The 15,285-nt window shown below is 49.3% G+C and carries 18 protein-coding genes; 8 read left to right on the top strand and 10 right to left on the bottom strand.

Features of this window, described 5'->3' with window-relative positions; genetic code table 11:
• The 6 genes from EXG77_RS01740 to rpoE all read right to left on the bottom strand — a co-directional run bounded on the left by EXG77_RS01740 (window position 1) and on the right by rpoE (window position 5,455).
• Window positions 1–1,407, bottom strand: coding sequence for a GH1 family beta-glucosidase (locus EXG77_RS01740; protein WP_035395785.1), 1,407 nt, complete (start codon window positions 1,405–1,407; stop codon window positions 1–3).
• A 12-nt stretch (window positions 1,408–1,419) separates the two neighbouring features.
• On the bottom strand, window positions 1,420–1,728 hold the full coding sequence (locus tag EXG77_RS01735) for a PTS sugar transporter subunit IIB (protein WP_035395782.1): 309 nt from the start codon (window positions 1,726–1,728) through the stop codon (window positions 1,420–1,422).
• The gene (locus tag EXG77_RS01730) at window positions 1,728–2,072 is read right to left on the bottom strand and encodes a PTS lactose/cellobiose transporter subunit IIA (protein ID WP_035395779.1); all 345 of its coding nucleotides are present in this window, start codon (window positions 2,070–2,072) and stop codon (window positions 1,728–1,730) included. The genes EXG77_RS01735 and EXG77_RS01730 overlap by 1 nt, the downstream gene beginning before the upstream one ends.
• A 152-nt stretch (window positions 2,073–2,224) precedes the next feature.
• Window positions 2,225–2,932 (bottom strand): GntR family transcriptional regulator, encoded by a 708-nt coding sequence (locus EXG77_RS01725; protein ID WP_035395776.1) that lies wholly within the window; start codon window positions 2,930–2,932, stop codon window positions 2,225–2,227.
• 132 nt (window positions 2,933–3,064) lie between these two features.
• Window positions 3,065–4,660, bottom strand: coding sequence for a CTP synthase (locus EXG77_RS01720; protein WP_035395773.1), 1,596 nt, complete (start codon window positions 4,658–4,660; stop codon window positions 3,065–3,067).
• Window positions 4,661–4,930: 270 nt separating this feature from the next.
• On the bottom strand, window positions 4,931–5,455 hold the full coding sequence (gene rpoE / locus EXG77_RS01715; protein ID WP_023469562.1) for a DNA-directed RNA polymerase subunit delta: 525 nt from the start codon (window positions 5,453–5,455) through the stop codon (window positions 4,931–4,933).
• Between the two features lie 170 nt (window positions 5,456–5,625).
• Here rpoE and EXG77_RS01710 point away from each other — a divergent pair, with 170 nt between their 5' ends.
• The 4 genes from EXG77_RS01710 to EXG77_RS01695 all read left to right on the top strand — a co-directional run bounded on the left by EXG77_RS01710 (window position 5,626) and on the right by EXG77_RS01695 (window position 7,418).
• Window positions 5,626–6,069: a GNAT family N-acetyltransferase gene (locus tag EXG77_RS01710; protein WP_023469563.1), complete on the top strand. Its 444-nt coding sequence runs from the start codon at window positions 5,626–5,628 to the stop codon at window positions 6,067–6,069.
• 45 nt (window positions 6,070–6,114) lie between these two features.
• The gene (locus EXG77_RS01705; RefSeq protein ID WP_023469564.1) at window positions 6,115–6,432 is read left to right on the top strand and encodes a helix-turn-helix transcriptional regulator; all 318 of its coding nucleotides are present in this window, start codon (window positions 6,115–6,117) and stop codon (window positions 6,430–6,432) included.
• 65 nt (window positions 6,433–6,497) lie between these two features.
• The gene (locus EXG77_RS01700; RefSeq protein WP_023469565.1) at window positions 6,498–6,926 is read left to right on the top strand and encodes a DMT family transporter; all 429 of its coding nucleotides are present in this window, start codon (window positions 6,498–6,500) and stop codon (window positions 6,924–6,926) included.
• Window positions 6,927–6,938: 12 nt separating this feature from the next.
• Window positions 6,939–7,418, top strand: a complete 480-nt coding sequence (locus EXG77_RS01695) for a DMT family transporter (RefSeq protein WP_035395771.1) — start codon at window positions 6,939–6,941, stop codon at window positions 7,416–7,418.
• A 395-nt stretch (window positions 7,419–7,813) separates the two neighbouring features.
• Here the strand turns inward: EXG77_RS01695 and EXG77_RS01690 are convergent, their stop codons facing one another.
• Genes EXG77_RS01690 through EXG77_RS01680 form a run of 3 tightly spaced genes read right to left on the bottom strand, consistent with a single transcriptional unit; the run spans window position 7,814 to window position 10,073 of the window.
• Window positions 7,814–8,284, bottom strand: a complete 471-nt coding sequence (locus tag EXG77_RS01690) for a heme-degrading domain-containing protein (RefSeq protein WP_023469567.1) — start codon at window positions 8,282–8,284, stop codon at window positions 7,814–7,816.
• Window positions 8,272–9,321 carry a Gfo/Idh/MocA family oxidoreductase gene (locus tag EXG77_RS01685; RefSeq protein ID WP_035395766.1) on the bottom strand — a complete coding sequence of 350 codons (1,050 nt, stop codon included), beginning with the start codon at window positions 9,319–9,321 and terminating at the stop codon, window positions 8,272–8,274. The genes EXG77_RS01690 and EXG77_RS01685 overlap by 13 nt, the downstream gene beginning before the upstream one ends.
• Window positions 9,318–10,073, bottom strand: coding sequence for a DeoR/GlpR family DNA-binding transcription regulator (locus EXG77_RS01680; protein ID WP_035395763.1), 756 nt, complete (start codon window positions 10,071–10,073; stop codon window positions 9,318–9,320). The genes EXG77_RS01685 and EXG77_RS01680 overlap by 4 nt, the downstream gene beginning before the upstream one ends.
• 127 nt (window positions 10,074–10,200) lie before the next feature.
• Between EXG77_RS01680 and EXG77_RS01675 the strand changes: the two genes are divergently transcribed.
• The 4 genes from EXG77_RS01675 to EXG77_RS01660 all read left to right on the top strand — a co-directional run bounded on the left by EXG77_RS01675 (window position 10,201) and on the right by EXG77_RS01660 (window position 13,700).
• Window positions 10,201–11,034 (top strand): SDR family oxidoreductase, encoded by an 834-nt coding sequence (locus tag EXG77_RS01675; protein WP_023469570.1) that lies wholly within the window; start codon window positions 10,201–10,203, stop codon window positions 11,032–11,034.
• A gap of 94 nt (window positions 11,035–11,128) precedes the next feature.
• Window positions 11,129–12,694: a sensor domain-containing diguanylate cyclase gene (locus tag EXG77_RS01670; RefSeq protein ID WP_035395760.1), complete on the top strand. Its 1,566-nt coding sequence runs from the start codon at window positions 11,129–11,131 to the stop codon at window positions 12,692–12,694.
• Between the two features lie 12 nt (window positions 12,695–12,706).
• Window positions 12,707–13,036, top strand: a complete 330-nt coding sequence (locus tag EXG77_RS01665) for a potassium channel family protein (RefSeq protein ID WP_023469572.1) — start codon at window positions 12,707–12,709, stop codon at window positions 13,034–13,036.
• A 13-nt stretch (window positions 13,037–13,049) separates the two neighbouring features.
• Complete coding sequence (locus EXG77_RS01660) at window positions 13,050–13,700, top strand: hypothetical protein (RefSeq protein ID WP_035395757.1); 651 nt, start codon at window positions 13,050–13,052, stop codon at window positions 13,698–13,700.
• 53 nt (window positions 13,701–13,753) lie between these two features.
• On the opposite strand, the gene mgtE is transcribed toward EXG77_RS01660, so the two are convergent.
• Complete coding sequence (gene mgtE / locus EXG77_RS01655; protein ID WP_035395754.1) at window positions 13,754–15,106, bottom strand: magnesium transporter; 1,353 nt, start codon at window positions 15,104–15,106, stop codon at window positions 13,754–13,756.
• Between the last annotated feature and the right edge of the window lie 179 nt (window positions 15,107–15,285).

The raw sequence follows: 15,285 nt of genomic DNA, 5'->3' as shown, positions 1-15,285 counted from the left end.
TTATAGTTCAGCAGCACGTGTCGCGATGATTTCCTGGTACCAATGGAACGACTGTTTCTTCTTCCGTGCCAGACCATTCGCATGATCGACATAGATGAATCCGTACTGCTTTTTATATCCGTTCAACCAGCTAAGTAGATCGATGACGGACCATGCATAATAACCAGAGACATTGATGCCTTCTTCGACAGCACGCTTGACGGCGCGAAGATGACTTTCGATGTACTCGATTCGTGGTGTATCCATGATTTCTTCGCCGACGATCGGATCCTCGTCACCGAGACCGTTCTCCGTGATGTAGATTTTGATATCGCCGTATCGTGCTTGGAGCATCCGCATTCCTTCAAGGAAGGCATCCGGTGCGATTTCCCAGCCCCACTTCGTGTAGACTTTATCGTCCATCAAGACTGTCTTATAGACGCCATCGAACGATGGGTTCCCAGGACGTCCGGTTGAGTTTTCGCGGCCACCTGCCATGACGAGCGCCGAATCATTCTTCATGACACGTTGTGGACAATAGTAGTTCAGTCCGATGAAGTCGTTCAGCGGTGCTGTCCGTTTCAAGAGATCGAGCTCTTCTTCTGTCCATTCCGGTAACAATCCCTGCTTTTCTAAATCCTTCACGACATACGCTGGGTACTCACCTTTTAGAATCGGATCATAGAACCAGTGTGTCGCGTATTCATTCGCATGTACTTCGGCTTGTTTGTTCTCTGGCGCTTCATCGATGCTGAACGCTGGGTTGAAGACGTGCGTGATGCCGATTTCTCCTTCATATCCCGCTTCCTTGAACGCTTCGACTGCGCGAGCGTGAGCGACGAAAACGTTGTGCGTCGTTTGGAAGTACGCTTTTGCATCGCCTGTGATGCCGGGTGGGTGTGCGCCCGTCAAGTAGCCGAGCGAACAGAAGATGACCGTCTCGTTGAAGGTGATCCAGTTGCGGACACGATCGCCGAACGCTTCGAAACAGGTCTTCGCAAAACGCACGAAGGCATCTGCTGTTTCAGGACTACGCCAGCCACCCTGTTCTTCAAGGATTTGTGGTAAATCCCAGTGATAGAGTGTCACGAACGGGACGATCCCGTGCTTAAGGCACTCATCGATCACGTTGTTATAGAACTCAAGTCCTTTTTCATTCACTTCACCTGTGCCGTTCGGGAAGATGCGTGGCCATGAGATCGAGAAGCGATACGATTCAAGACCCATCTCTGCCATCAGACCGATATCTTCTTTGTAACGGTGGTAATGATCGATTGCGACATCCCCGTTCGTCGCTTCAAACGTCTTTCCAGGAATCTTCGAGAAGACATCCCAGTTCGAGACGCCTTTTCCGTCTACGTTCCAAGCACCCTCTACTTGATAAGAAGCAGAAGCAGCGCCGAATAGAAAATCTTTTGGCATTTTCATCGTCTTCACCTCTTATTTGTTTGCGAGTTTGATTGCTTGGTCGAGTACTTTCGTTCCGTTCATCATGCCGTAATCGATCGTGTTGATGACATCGATTGGCACACCTTTTGGTTCACAGATCTGTTTTCCTTTTGAAAGAAGGTACTTCACCTGTGGTCCGAGGAGAGCGACGTCGAGTTCGTTGACGTATGTTTCCATCTCTGATTCCGGGTATGCTGCGATGTCTGCTTCTAAGCCGCGCTTCGAGGCAACCGCTTTCATTTTTTCTACTAACATACTCGTCGACATACCTGCCGCACAAAAGAGTCCGATTTTCATCATTATTGATCCATTCCCTTCAATTGGTTGATTTCGTTTTGCATGTTCATCATATATCCGAGCATTTCCTTGACGAGGATCGTGTTCATGAGGTGATCCTGCGCGTGTACCATCAGGACGCCAACCGTCGCTGTCTTACCTTGTGCTTCAAGTGTGACGAACTTCGTCTGAATGCTATGCGCATCCTTGAGTGTCGCGTCACCTGCTGCAACAGCCGCTTGTGCCTCTTCGACTTTACCTTCTTGCATCAGTAACATCGCTTGGTGGTAGCTTGCTTTGGCGTCGCCCGACAAGGCGATCAATCCAAAAATATCTTCCGGGGTAATTTCAATCGTTTCAGAAGTCATGCTGTCTCTCCTTTGTTGTATGGATAACTTAAATTCATAGGTACAAATTCTACAGTTCGATAATAGCATGCGCTTTCATAACGTGTAAACCCTTTCTTTTTAAAAAATTTAAATAAAAAAAACACACGAAATTCGCTTCGTGTGTTTCCTTCTTATTTAATATTCGAGACCTTCAGCATCTTCACGTGGCGGAAATGATGCGTCGCTCGCGAGACGTCGAAGATTTTCCCATTCGTCAAATAGACTGTATTGTCGACGAGTAAGGATGGATCGTTCTCTTTTAATCCAAGCAACTCGGCGTCACTGCTATTCAAGTAATCAGCATAGATGACGCGATCCGCAAATCCGATCGACAGATTTTGATCATTGCGTAAATACGTGTAGATCGATTTTTGAACGATATTCTCATCGAGATACATGACGAGATTTTTTCGGAAATAGGACGCTTCGATCGAAAACGGGTGATCATCGACGAGACGCAGTCGTTTGACGTAATAGACCGGTGTACCGACCGAACATTTCATGCGTTCCGCGACTTCTTCGTCTGCCTTCGTCTGTTCGAAAGCGAGAACGCGCGTCTCGACCTTCCGTCCACTGAAGTCGCTCGTCAATCCTTGTAGCTTTTCGAGATTGACGTAATCACTCTTATAATGATCGCGGACGAAGACACCGCTCCCTTGTACTTGGTAAACGTATCCTTTATTGACGAGAATCTCGATCGCCTTCCGGATCGTATTTCGGCTGACATCGAATTTTTGGGCGTATTCGTCTTCCGTCAACAGTTTGTTCGTATGTTGATAGACGTGCTCATTGATCTCGATCTCGATTTGTTCAGCGACATGTTTATACTTCGGAATCAATGATATTCCCCCCTCTATCTAAAATTTGTAGGAATGAATCCGCTACCATTATAGCAGATATGTATTTTGACGATAGGAATAAATGAAAATAAACCCGTCTTCTTGAAGAAGACAGGTTTATTTGGATACGACTTACTCACCGAGTGAAGCTTGGATGAAGTCATGGAAGAGCGCTTGTGGACGTTCTGGACGTGAGATCAATTCTGGGTGGAACTGACACGCGACGAACCATTTGTGTTCTGGAATCTCAATGATCTCAACGAGACGACCGTCTGGGCTCGTTCCTGAGAAGACCATGCCGTTTGCTTCGAACTGCTCACGGAATTCGTTACTGAACTCATAACGGTGACGGTGACGTTCGTAGACGAGTTCGCTTGAATACGCGGCACGCGCTTTCGTTCCGTCTTCGAGTTTACATGGGTAGAGTCCGAGACGGAGCGTACCACCGAGGTCCTCGATGTCTTTTTGTTCTGGCAACAAGTCGATGATCGGGTATGGTGTCGCTGGGTCGATTTCCGCTGAGTGTGCGCCTTCAAGGTTGAGGACGTTACGTGCGAATTCAACTGTTGCGAGTTGCATCCCGAGACAGATACCGAAGAACGGTACGTTGTTCTCGCGTGCGAAACGTGTCGCTTCGATTTTCCCTTCGATACCGCGTTCGCCGAATCCACCAGGAACGAGGATTCCGTCTGCCGAACCAAGCAATTCGTTGACGTTTTCACGCGTCACGTCTTCTGCGTTGATCCAGTCGATTTTGATGTCACTGTTGAAGGCAAATCCAGCGTGTTTTAATGCTTCTGCGACCGAAATGTACGCATCACGCAATTCGACGTATTTCCCGACGAGTGCGATCTTCGTCGTCTTCTCGAGGTGCGTCACTGTGTGAACGAGTTGTTTCCAAGCCGTCATGTCAGCAGCTGGTGTATCGAACTTGAAGTAGTCACAGACGAGTTGGTCCATACCTTGGCGTTGCAAGTTGAGTGGTACTTCATAGAGTGTCGATGCATCTTGTGCTTCGATGACTGCTTCCGGACGTGTGTCGCAGAAGAGAGCAATTTTATCTTTCATCTCTTGTGGGACTGGGTGCTCCGCACGTAAGACGATGATATCTGGTTGAATACCGTAGCTACGGAGTTCTTTGACACTGTGTTGTGTCGGTTTCGTCTTGAGCTCACCTGCTGCTGCAAGATACGGAACGAGCGTACAGTGAACGTACATGACGTTTTCTTTCCCGATATCGTTTTTCACCTGACGAATGGCTTCGATGAACGGAAGCGATTCGATATCCCCTACTGTTCCACCAATCTCTGTGATGACGACGTCAGCGCCCGTTTCTTTTCCAGCGCGGAAAACGCGATCCTTGATTTCGTTCGTGATGTGCGGAATGACTTGGACCGTTCCACCGTTGTAGTCGCCACGGCGTTCCTTCTTGAGGATCGTCGAGTAGATACGTCCAGACGTGACGTTTGCGTTCTGGCTCAAGTTGATGTCGATGAAACGCTCGTAGTGACCAAGGTCAAGGTCTGTCTCCGCGCCATCATCCGTGACGAATACTTCCCCGTGTTGATACGGGCTCATCGTACCCGGGTCGATGTTGATGTACGGGTCGAATTTTTGGATCGTGACATTGAGGCCACGGTTTTTCAAGAGACGAGCGAGCGATGCAGCTGTGATCCCTTTACCGAGTGACGATACGACGCCACCTGTTACGAAAATATACTTTGTCATGTTAAATATTGCTCCCTTCTCTAATTCACATCTCAACAATACAGAGGTGGTAAAAACAAAAAAGCAAAAGTGCCCCCATTGGAATAGGAGACACTTTTGCTGAAATAAGCACGTTGCTTAAAGAAGCCCATGACTAACTTACGTCATTCGGAAAACTTCGTCAAGCCTAATTTTTCAAAGAAAAATTTCCGTGCTCGTTCGTCAGCCGTCAACGAAAAAACTGCCATTTCTATAGGGAAATAGCAGCTGTACAGTTGTGGTTGATCGTGCTTAGACTTCCTCTTCTTCTTCGAAGTCTTCTAAGTCTTCTTCGTCGAGATCGTCATCGAGATCATCGATGGCTGCGACTTTTTTGAACGTATCATCGTCTTCGCTGTCGTCAGCTGAATCATAGTCCGCTGTCTTCGCGAATGTATCGAGATCGTCTTCGATCGTCTCGAACTCATCTTCTTCTGCATCATAGTTGAACTCTTCTTCAAACTCATCGAGTTCTCCACGTTGACGCGCTTCGATGACGAGATCCTCATCCGACTTATCGAACGGATACCAAGCGCGGAGTGACCAACGGTTCGCTCCGACGTTGACGAAGTTTCCATCGATGTTCATGTCTGTATAGAGTTGAGCAAGTTTCTCGAACTTGTCTTCTTCATCTGTAAACGTATGGTACTTTTCGATTTCTGACGTGATGTCATCGAACGTGATTGGCTGTTCGCCAGCTTCTTGCAACATTTCGTTGACGAATTCGATCAGCGAAAGATCAGTAATCTCTTCTTTACTTAAACGGCTGAGGCTCATTGTGACGGCCACTTCCTTTCATTTGCGTTCAATCCATTACTTCTCATTATACGCAAAACGGCTTTTAAAAATCCAGTCTCTATTTAAAAAAAGCTCGAATTGATTCTCGATTCGTGTTTTTCCTACTCCCGAAAAAGGAATATCCAAGGGAGAAGAAGGAGGAATGACAGATGGAGATGACAATCGAACGGGTCAACGATTTTGATGACTTCAACTGGTTACCAATCTTATCAAAGAGTACACAGGAAGGCTATCCCTTCATCGAACGGATGCTACGTGAACGCCGAAATGAAACGTATCGAGAAGACGGAGAAGCAATGTTCGTCGTTTTGTCGCTCTCCGGTCACGTCATCGCGTGCGGGGGTTATATGAAACAAACCGACGCGATTGACGTCGGTCGGATTCGTCATGTCTATGTCTTACCGGAAATGCGACATCACGGTGTCGGTACGCAACTGCTTGAGAAAATCATCCCAGAAGCGCTGTTGACGTATTCCGAGCTCTGGCTCTATACGGACGATGCCAGTACATTTTATGAACGATTTGGTTTTGAGCCGTATACGGCAACTAAGGTGACACATCGACTTTTAAAGCATGCATTCGTCCAACCTTAAGTGTCTTGGATTGACATATCGAGAATCATCGATTAGTTTAAGCGTATGACAAATCAAGTGGATCTATTCAAGGCATTATCGAACGAGGTACGTCTTGATATCTTACGCTGGCTCAAGGATCCCGAGACTCATTTCAATAAGCCGACGGCCCATCTCGCGACGAATCTGTCGGACAAGGGAGGCATCTGCGTCGGAGATATCCAAGAGAAGGCGAACTTATCTCAATCGACCGTCTCCCAATATCTTGCGATGTTGCAAAAAGTCGGATTGCTCGAATCCGAACGTCACGGCAAATGGACGTATTACCGGCGAAATGAAGAAAAAATCCAGGAGCTCGCAGCGTACCTCAAAGGAGAACTTTGATCCGTTCTCCTTGCCTTACATATCGACATTTCTCGATATTTAGATTCGTGAAAGGATGAATTCTGTTGAAAATCGTGTATTACGTACTCGCGTTACTTGCGGGTATCGCTTTAAGTGTCGAAGGGGCCATCTATGGTGAGCTCGGGAACTTCGTCGGAAAACTTGAAAGTAGCTTTTATAATTTCTTCGCCGGTACGATCATCATCGGGCTGATCGTCCTCTTCTTCGGAAAAGGTTCACTCGGCTATACATTTCGCGCACCGAAATGGACCTTGCTCGGTGGTCTACTCGGTAGTATCTACTTGACGATCTTGATCATCAGCATCCCGCTCGTCGGTGTCGGTCTCGCCATGATCAGTGTCATCATCGGACAGATGATCGCCAGCATGGTCATCGAACATTACGGCTGGCTCGGTAGTCCGAAACGTCCGATCAATCGTGACAAGCTGACGGCTTCTGCTTTGATGCTCGTCGCTCTATTTCTCATCTTTTAAGGAGGTTCGCTCGTGAATATTCTATTACTCGGTTTTACATTACTCGGCGGCGTGATGCTGAGCGCCCAGTCCTCGATCAACGGTGCCTTCAGTCAAAAGGCAGGGGCTCTCGAAAGTACGTTCCTGACTTTTTTCACCGGAATGCTGATTCTCGCACTCGCTATCTTGTTCTTTGGTCAAGGGAACGTCTTGCTCTTGCTTGAAGCACCACGTTGGCAACTCAGTGCCGTCTTGTTTGGGGTCAGTTATCTCTTCCTGACGATTCTTGCTGTCCCGCAAATCGGTGTCACGGCAGCTAGTATCGCGACCGTCATCGGTCAACTCGCAGCAGGGATGGTCATCGACCACATCGGTGCGTTCGGTGGCGTCGTCGTGCCGCTCGACGGAAAACGTCTGCTCGGTCTGCTTGCGATGCTTGCTGCGCTTTACTTCGTCTATCGCGGGAACACACGTAAAGACGTGTCGGCTTCATCTGATTCGATGGCATCGTAACGATTGTCCTCACGATTCGTTCACGCGCTTTCCTCAGGCGAGACACAAGACCCGGGTCGACTGTCACAGACAGCCGACCCGGGTCTTGTTTATCTCTGACAGCGCAAAATCTTGCGCTTTTTCCTGTAGGAGTTGCGTGAACAACGTGAGTCCTGCTGTTTCTCATGATCTATCAAAATAGAATATAAAAAACCGAAATGCTGAAGTATATTCACTTCAGCATTTCGGTTTTTTCGTGTCGAACGATCCGTTGATGAACGTGCAAGACGAAGACTCCTGCGGGAAAAGCGGAATGGGTGAGACCCCGTAGGCGCGAATGCGGCGAGGAGGCTCGCCTTCCGCCCGCGGAAAGCGAAGTCTTGCACGAGAATCAACACTTGTGTTTTATAAATACCTTATTGCCCCAGCTGTTGTCTCTTAAGTAAGCGCAACGCTTCCGTCGCGAGACGATGATCCGCTTCCTGCGATAGACCGGAAACGGTGATCGTACCAACGACACCGACTCCTTCGATCCGGATCGGGAACGATCCGCCGGCATCGGCATAATCAGCCGGAGAAACGGCATACATCGAGTGGTACGAGCGATGTTTACTCTCATTATACCGGCGCATGTAGAGTGAGCTATAGCCATGCCGCAAGACGACGTTCGATTTCCGGCGGATCCATTCTTCCTGATCCGGCGCCGTACCGTCGAGCGCCGCGTAATATAAACGCTGCCCGTTCCGTTTGATTTCAACGGCGATCGATAAGTTCTCCTTCATCGCCCGTCCGATCAATTCATGTCCCATCCCGATCGCTTCCGTGTTCGTCAATGACGTCAGGACGAGTTCGTCCTCTTCCGCTAGCAACACCTTCAATTCTTCCATGCATCCCATTCCTTTCGTAAGAGGCGTCGTCCTTCATCACTGCTGATGCGCACTGCTTCAATCAGACGCATCGTTTTTTCAGCGTCGCGTAAATCGACAGGTACTCGTCCCCCGCGAAGTCCTTCCGCCAACTGTTCATAAAACGTCGCATAACTGCCTGGAAGTGTCGCGAGACGCTCGACTGGCTGATCAGCGATTTGAAGGTAACCGTAGGAATCTACTTCATCTTCACCGAGCTGTTCGTCCACCGGATGACCTTTCGCAAGCCGTCCTTCTTGTGGGTCCATTCCGTATTTAATGTAACTGCCGCGCGTCGCATGAAACTCGAAACGTGGTGTTGGTCCTTGAATGAAGGACGTCGAACGGAGAATGACACGACGCGTCCCGTAATGCAGCGTGATGTGGAAACCATCATCGACGACAGCACCGTCACGTTGCAGGTAGACGTCGCCTGTGAGTGCATCCGGTTCTCCGAACAAAGCGAGTGCTTGATCGAGTAAGTGTGAGCCGAGATCAAACAGGATGCCGGCGCCACTTCCCGCTTGTTCCCGCCAGCGTTCCCGAACGACCGGGCGATAGCGATCAAAGCGTGATTCGATGACTTGCCAGTCGCCGATCTCGTTCATTTCCATCAATTGTTCAAGTGTCAGGAAGTCACCGTCAAAGCGACGATTTTGATAGACGGCGACTTGAACGCCGTGTTGTTTCGCTAACGTTTGCAGCGCCAGTGCTTCTTCGATCGTTACGACAGCCGGCTTTTCGAGTAAGACGTGCTTTTTTGCTTCAATCGCTTGTTTTGCCATTTCGAAATGGAGTGCCGTTGGTGTCGTGATGATGACGAGCTCCGTGTTCTCATCCTGTAAGGCTTCAGCAAGTGTCGCGACGACCGTCGCCTTACTGAAATGTTGTGCCACCTGCTCCGGTCGACTTGAGACGACTTGCGTCACTTCAAATGCCGGTAATGCCTGTAAGAACGGAACGTGGAACGTCACCGCTGAAAAGCCGAATCCGACGAGCGTCGTTTGAATCGGGTTCATGTTGTTTCCTCCTCTGTCACGTCGAGATCGACATGATAATGATCTAGTCGTTCTTGCCACGTTGCATCTGGTACTTGATCGGTGACGAGCACATCGATTTGCTCCCAGTCACAGACCTTATGCAAAAAACGCTTATTGAATTTCGTATGGTCTGCGAGGACGATGACACGGGTCGCACTTCGAATCATCGCTTTCTTTACGACCGCTTCTTCGAGTTGTTCCGCAAAAAGTCCTTCTTCCGTCAATCCACATGCTCCAAGAAACACACAATCGACTTGATAATTCAGGATGTCGTCTGCCGTCTTGATCCCACTCAAGCTGCGCGCATGCCGGTCGAAACGTCCTCCCGTGACGTACAGCTCAATATCCGTGCGAGCTCCGACATAGTCTGCGATGTCGAGGGAGTTCGTGATGACTTGTAGTGGATAAGGCGGAAGTGCTCGTGCCATCTCAGATACCGTCGTTGCAGCGTCGAGCAATAAGCGATCGTTCGCTTGGACGTGACGCGCTGCACGCTGCCCAATCCGCCGTTTTTCCGGTTTCTCTGTCCGTTGCTCATATGCAAGTGTTCCACCAGCACGGACTAATCCATTCTTAACGCGAATGATCTCCCCTTCTTGTTCGAGGGCGATGACGTCACGACGTGCAGTATCCCGTGAAATCTGATACTCCTGCATCAATTGATCGAGCGAAATTTCAGGACTCGTCTTGATCCATTCCCGCATCTGTTGCAACCGTTCGATTTGCCCCATCGATTCCTGCCTCCTTTTTTCTTTATATTAAGTTTTTTCATTACAATATGCAATTTTAATGCAAATAGTTCAACAGTAATTCGGGTAAATAATAGAAGACAACTACTTTCAGAACGGAGGAATAGATATGCAAACGATGTTGATCACGGGTGCTTCTTCTGGTATCGGTCTTGCGACGGCGCGGCGATTCGCAGACGCCGGATGGTTCGTCTACGCTGGTGTCCGGAGCCCAGACGAAATGACCGTGTCATTACCGACGCTTACCTTCTTGCCGCTCGATGTGACGGATGAAACAAGCGTGAAAGCAGCCGTTCGTCAAATTGAACAAGAAGTCGATCATCTCGACGTCGTGTTCTGTAATGCCGGTCATGGTTTGCTGCGCGCACTCGGTCAAGCGACGAGTTATGAAATCAAGCAACTCTTCGAAACGAACGTCTTCGGTGTCATCCGAACGATCGAAGCTTGTCTCCCCTTACTCAAACAAGCACCGGACGGTAGTCACTTACTCGCGACTTCAAGCGTCAGTGGTCTCGTCGGTCAACCGATGAATGAACTGTATTGTGCCAGTAAGTTCGCGATCGAGGGGCTGTTCGAAAGTCTTGCGACCTACTATAAACCGTACTTCAATATCGACGTCACCCTGATTGAACCAGCCGCCGTCGAGACGAACTTTACCGCAACTGTGCTCGATCAACTCGAACGGACGGGCGGCTTACACGAAGACGACTTCAAACCGATCATCACGGCCTATTTGCAGACGTATCGGACGCGACATGCCGATCGCCAATCGGCAGAAGCTCTGGCTGAGGTGATCTTCGAGGTCGTCCACCGTGACGAACGTCCGTTACGGATCCGGACGACAGAAGCCGATGAACATTTCGTCGCCCATAAGACACATCATGATCCGTCAGGTCTCGAAGGGATCGCCAAAATACGACGACTGACATTAAATCTCGACTGATTTCCCTTTTTTTGAAATTTCAATCCGCCTAAGCAATCTTTGCCCACTATACTGAGACTATCTACCTAAAAATTATCTAGAAGGGCGGAACGCCATGCCATCCTTGTTTCTTTTTACGATCGTCTATCTGATTCCGACCTTCATCATGTTCTACATGTCGATTGATATATTTTTACGCAATCCATCACGTCCGCAACACCGACTGCTTAGCTTATTCACGTTCGCTTACGGGATGTTGTTCCTTGGTGAATTTTTCCGGAATGCCTCCCCGATCGATTTTAGTCCGGCATTCGTGACCTACTGGTTCGGAAATGCTGGTCTGATCGTCTTCAGTACATCGCTCCACTTCATCTTTCGCGTCTCGAATTTGTGGAAACGAATGCCACGTTTACTGTACCCATGGATCTTCTATCTTCCGATGGGCGTCGTGCTGACGACATACGTATTCCAGACGAACGTCATCAACAGTCAGCAATTCACACAGGTCGGACAGTTCATCTATCCTGAATTCAACACACAATATCTAGTGACGATGACGATCGGGAACATCTTCCATCTCCTCGTCATCGGTCTGCTCGTGTACGCACGGACACACTTGAAAGATGCGCGTCGTGGCATTATCAATGTCTTACTCAGTGTCGCGATTCTCGTTCTCGCGTGGGATATCGTCTTCGGCTACTGGTCGTTCTACGGCATCATGCCACCGTATGCCTATATGTATGGCGGTTTGTTCTGGGCAGGAGCACTGGCAATCGCAATGCGCCGATTCGATTATCTCGCGTCCTATCAGAAGCGTTTCGCGACGCTCTACAATTTGAATCCTTCGGCAATCCTGCTGCTCGACCGGGATGGACGAATCGAGAGTGCCAACCCAGCCGCTCATCGGCTGTTTGAGACCGATGACTTAACGGCATGTACGTTTTCGACCTACTTGCCGGATAAAAAACAAGCCGATTGGTCGCTGCATTATATGACGCACTTTTTATCGCAACGTAAGTTCAATGAATTCGAGACGAAGATTTTGACAGCACAACAACAAGAACGCTACGTCGTCATGGATGCCGATTTCGTCTTCATCGAACAAGAGTTGCACGGGATGCTGTTGATTCGTGATATCCAGTCCTTCAAGGAAGCGGAGCAGACGATTCGTTTCTTCGCCTACCACGATCCGTTGACGAAGATTGCGAATCGCCGGAGCTTTTATGAACGTGCAGCGCAAGAGTTACTCGAACTTGATCATATCGCGATCATCGTCGTCGACCTCGATGGTTTCAAAGTCATCAACGATACGTATGGACATCAAATCGGTGACGCCTTCTTGATTCATATCGCTCGCCTACTAGAACACCATGCGGAACAGAATGGATTCGCTGCCCGTGTCGGTGGCGACGAATTCTTCTTACTCTATCGTCATCCGTCTGTCGCTACGCTCCATACTTATGCCGCAGACCTGTTGACGTACTTGCAAGACAACCCTTACCGGTTCGCTGAAGAAACCATTGAAATCCGAACGAGCATCGGACTCAGTTACTCACCCAATCATGGCGTCGATCTCGACACGCTGATTCAGCATGCTGACCAAGCGATGTATCGTGTCAAACATGCCGGAAAGAACGATTATTTCATTCATGATACGATGGACTCGACGCAACGATCCTAAAGGAGAGATTCCATGATTTCTGTACTGACGATTTTTTCACGCTTATTCAAGGGATTGCGCCGCGCCTTTCACTTATCTTACTTTCGTGGTCTATTGATTCTCTGCCTGTTGACACTCGTTTCCGGTACGATCTTCTATAGCACGGAAGAAAACCTGTCGATAGTGGATGCACTTTACTTTTGTATCACGACATTAAGTACGGTTGGGCATCCAACGTTCGTTCCGACGACGACGCTCGGTAAGGTCTTTACGATGGCATACATCACGATTGGCTGCGGGCTGTTCTTAACACTGATTGCCACGTTATCGTATGTCCTGATTAAACAACCGGAGGATGAATAAGGGGGAATGATCCATGCGCCAAGCTGCCATCCAAAATAACTTCGATTGGTGTCGCCTCGTCTGTGAGTCAGCCGGTTGCCGGGTGACAGAAACTGATTCGACCTGGCACGCTCAAGGAAACGTACCAAGCTATTATCCGGAACTGATGGTCCGGCTTCCCCATCAGCGAATTGGTGTCACGGATGCCTACAGTATCAAGGACTGCACGGCAAGCTATGATTTCTCGAGTGCCGGTCTCAGTCATCTGTTCACAGCGGAATGGATGACCCGCCCTGCCATACTCGATCGCCGTGCTCTTCCCGTCGATTGGTCCGTCGTGACGGATCTCGATCAGTTCGCTCGCTTCCAGGCTATCCAGGCAACACCGGAGTTGCCCACAACGTTATGGCAACATCCCGCTGTCCGATTCTTCTATTCGGAGGCGCAACAAGCAAGTTGCATCGCCTACTCGAATCAAGTGACGACCGGACTGACGTACGTCAATTCCGATTACCTCGACGAACGCTTATGGGATGATATCGCACGTTTGAGTTCAGCACATTTTCCCGGTCAATCGCTCGTCGGTTACGAGTATGGCGATCACCTGATCACAGCGCTTGAATCCGGCTTTGACGACGTTGGTCCACTCGCGATCTGGATTCGCACGACGAATGATCACACATGAAAAAACCGAACCGATTCCCTTCCTCTTGACGAAGATGAATCGGTTCGGTTTTTTTACATCAAGCGGCTAATGAATGCCGTTGCAATCCCGAAGTAGACGAGGAGCGATAAGATATCGTTCAACGTCGTGATCAATGGTCCGGATGCGATTGCCGGGTCAATCTTTAGACGATGTAAGATGAGCGGAATGATCGTTCCAGCAAGTGTCCCGAAGATCAACGTGATGACGAGCGAACTGCCGACTACAAGTCCTAAGACGGCACTCCCTTGCCAGACGTAGGCGATGACGGCGATCAAGATACCACAAATGACACCAATGATTAAACCAACCCAGAGTTCTCGCAGGATTAATCGAGTCGCGACCCGCTTATCGACTTCACGCGTGATCAATCCGCGGACGACGACCGCGAGCGATTGAGTACCGGTATTTCCGGTCATCCCGGCAATCATCGGCATGAAGAAGGCGAGCGCGACGACTTTTGAGAGCGTCTCTTCGAACTGACTGATGATCGATCCGGAGACGAGCCCGATGAACAGTAGCAAGACGAGCCACGGTAAGCGACGGGTCGCAGCAATCCACGGCTTCGTCTCGAAATCAATTGATTTACCGGACGCCGAGAGTTTCTCGATGTCTTCGTTCGCTTCTTCCCGTAAGACGTCAAGCGCATCATCGACCGTGATGAGTCCGACGAGAATGTCGCCCTCGACGACGGGTAACGAGACGAGATCATAGCGTTCGAACAATTGCGCGACTTCTTCCTGGTCGGTCTCTGCCGCTACCCGAATCACCTTCGTCTCCATGACGTCACTAATCCGTTCCGTATTTTCAGCTAAGATGACATCCCGGTATGAGATGACACCGACGAGTTCACTGAGTTGATTGACGACGTAGACATAGTTGATCGTCTCCGAATATTCGATGTAGTCGCGCATCTTCTCGACTGTCTCACCGACCGTGAAATCCTCTCCGACCCAGATGAACCGGTTCGTCATCAAGCGCCCTGCCGTTTCCGGTGGATACGTCAAGAGATTGCGGACGATCAGAGCCTCGTCCGTCCGCATGCTTCCAAGCAAGCGGTCGGTCTCTTCCGGTCCAAGTTCCTCGAGTAAATCCGCGACGTCATCGTTCTCCATTAAATCGAGGACGTGCCCGGCACGCTCGACGTCTAAACGACGTAAGACGGCGAGACGTTGCTCCCCTTCGAGCTCCTCGAGGACATCCGCCAATCGCTCGTGATCCAGATAGTCGAGGAGTCGTGCCTGATCGTCTTCGCCCAACTCTTCATACACTTGCGCGATATCATACGGATAGACCTCTTCGATGACTTGCTGTGCTTGCTCCCGCTTTTCCTTCGCGAGCGCATCGAGCAATAACCACTTCCATTGTTGTTCTGCTGTCTGACGCAATCTCCTCACCCCCTGTATTCTGCCTTTTCATCTTAGCACGAGTTGATTCGCGATCGATATCGAAAAACAGTTGACATCTGTTTCCTATGGCTTTAAAGTTTGCCTTAAGGAAACATTATTTGTAGACCGAATCTTTTTCCAGTGATTGGAGTTAAAATTTTTACCCTATTTTTTGCCCT

Origin of the sequence: Exiguobacterium sp. OS-77, from assembly GCF_000414195.2 — a bacterium.
In the GTDB taxonomy this organism is placed as follows: Bacteria; Bacillota; Bacilli; order Exiguobacteriales; family Exiguobacteriaceae; genus Exiguobacterium_A; species Exiguobacterium_A indicum.
This window is presented reverse-complemented; position numbering and strand designations above follow the sequence as displayed.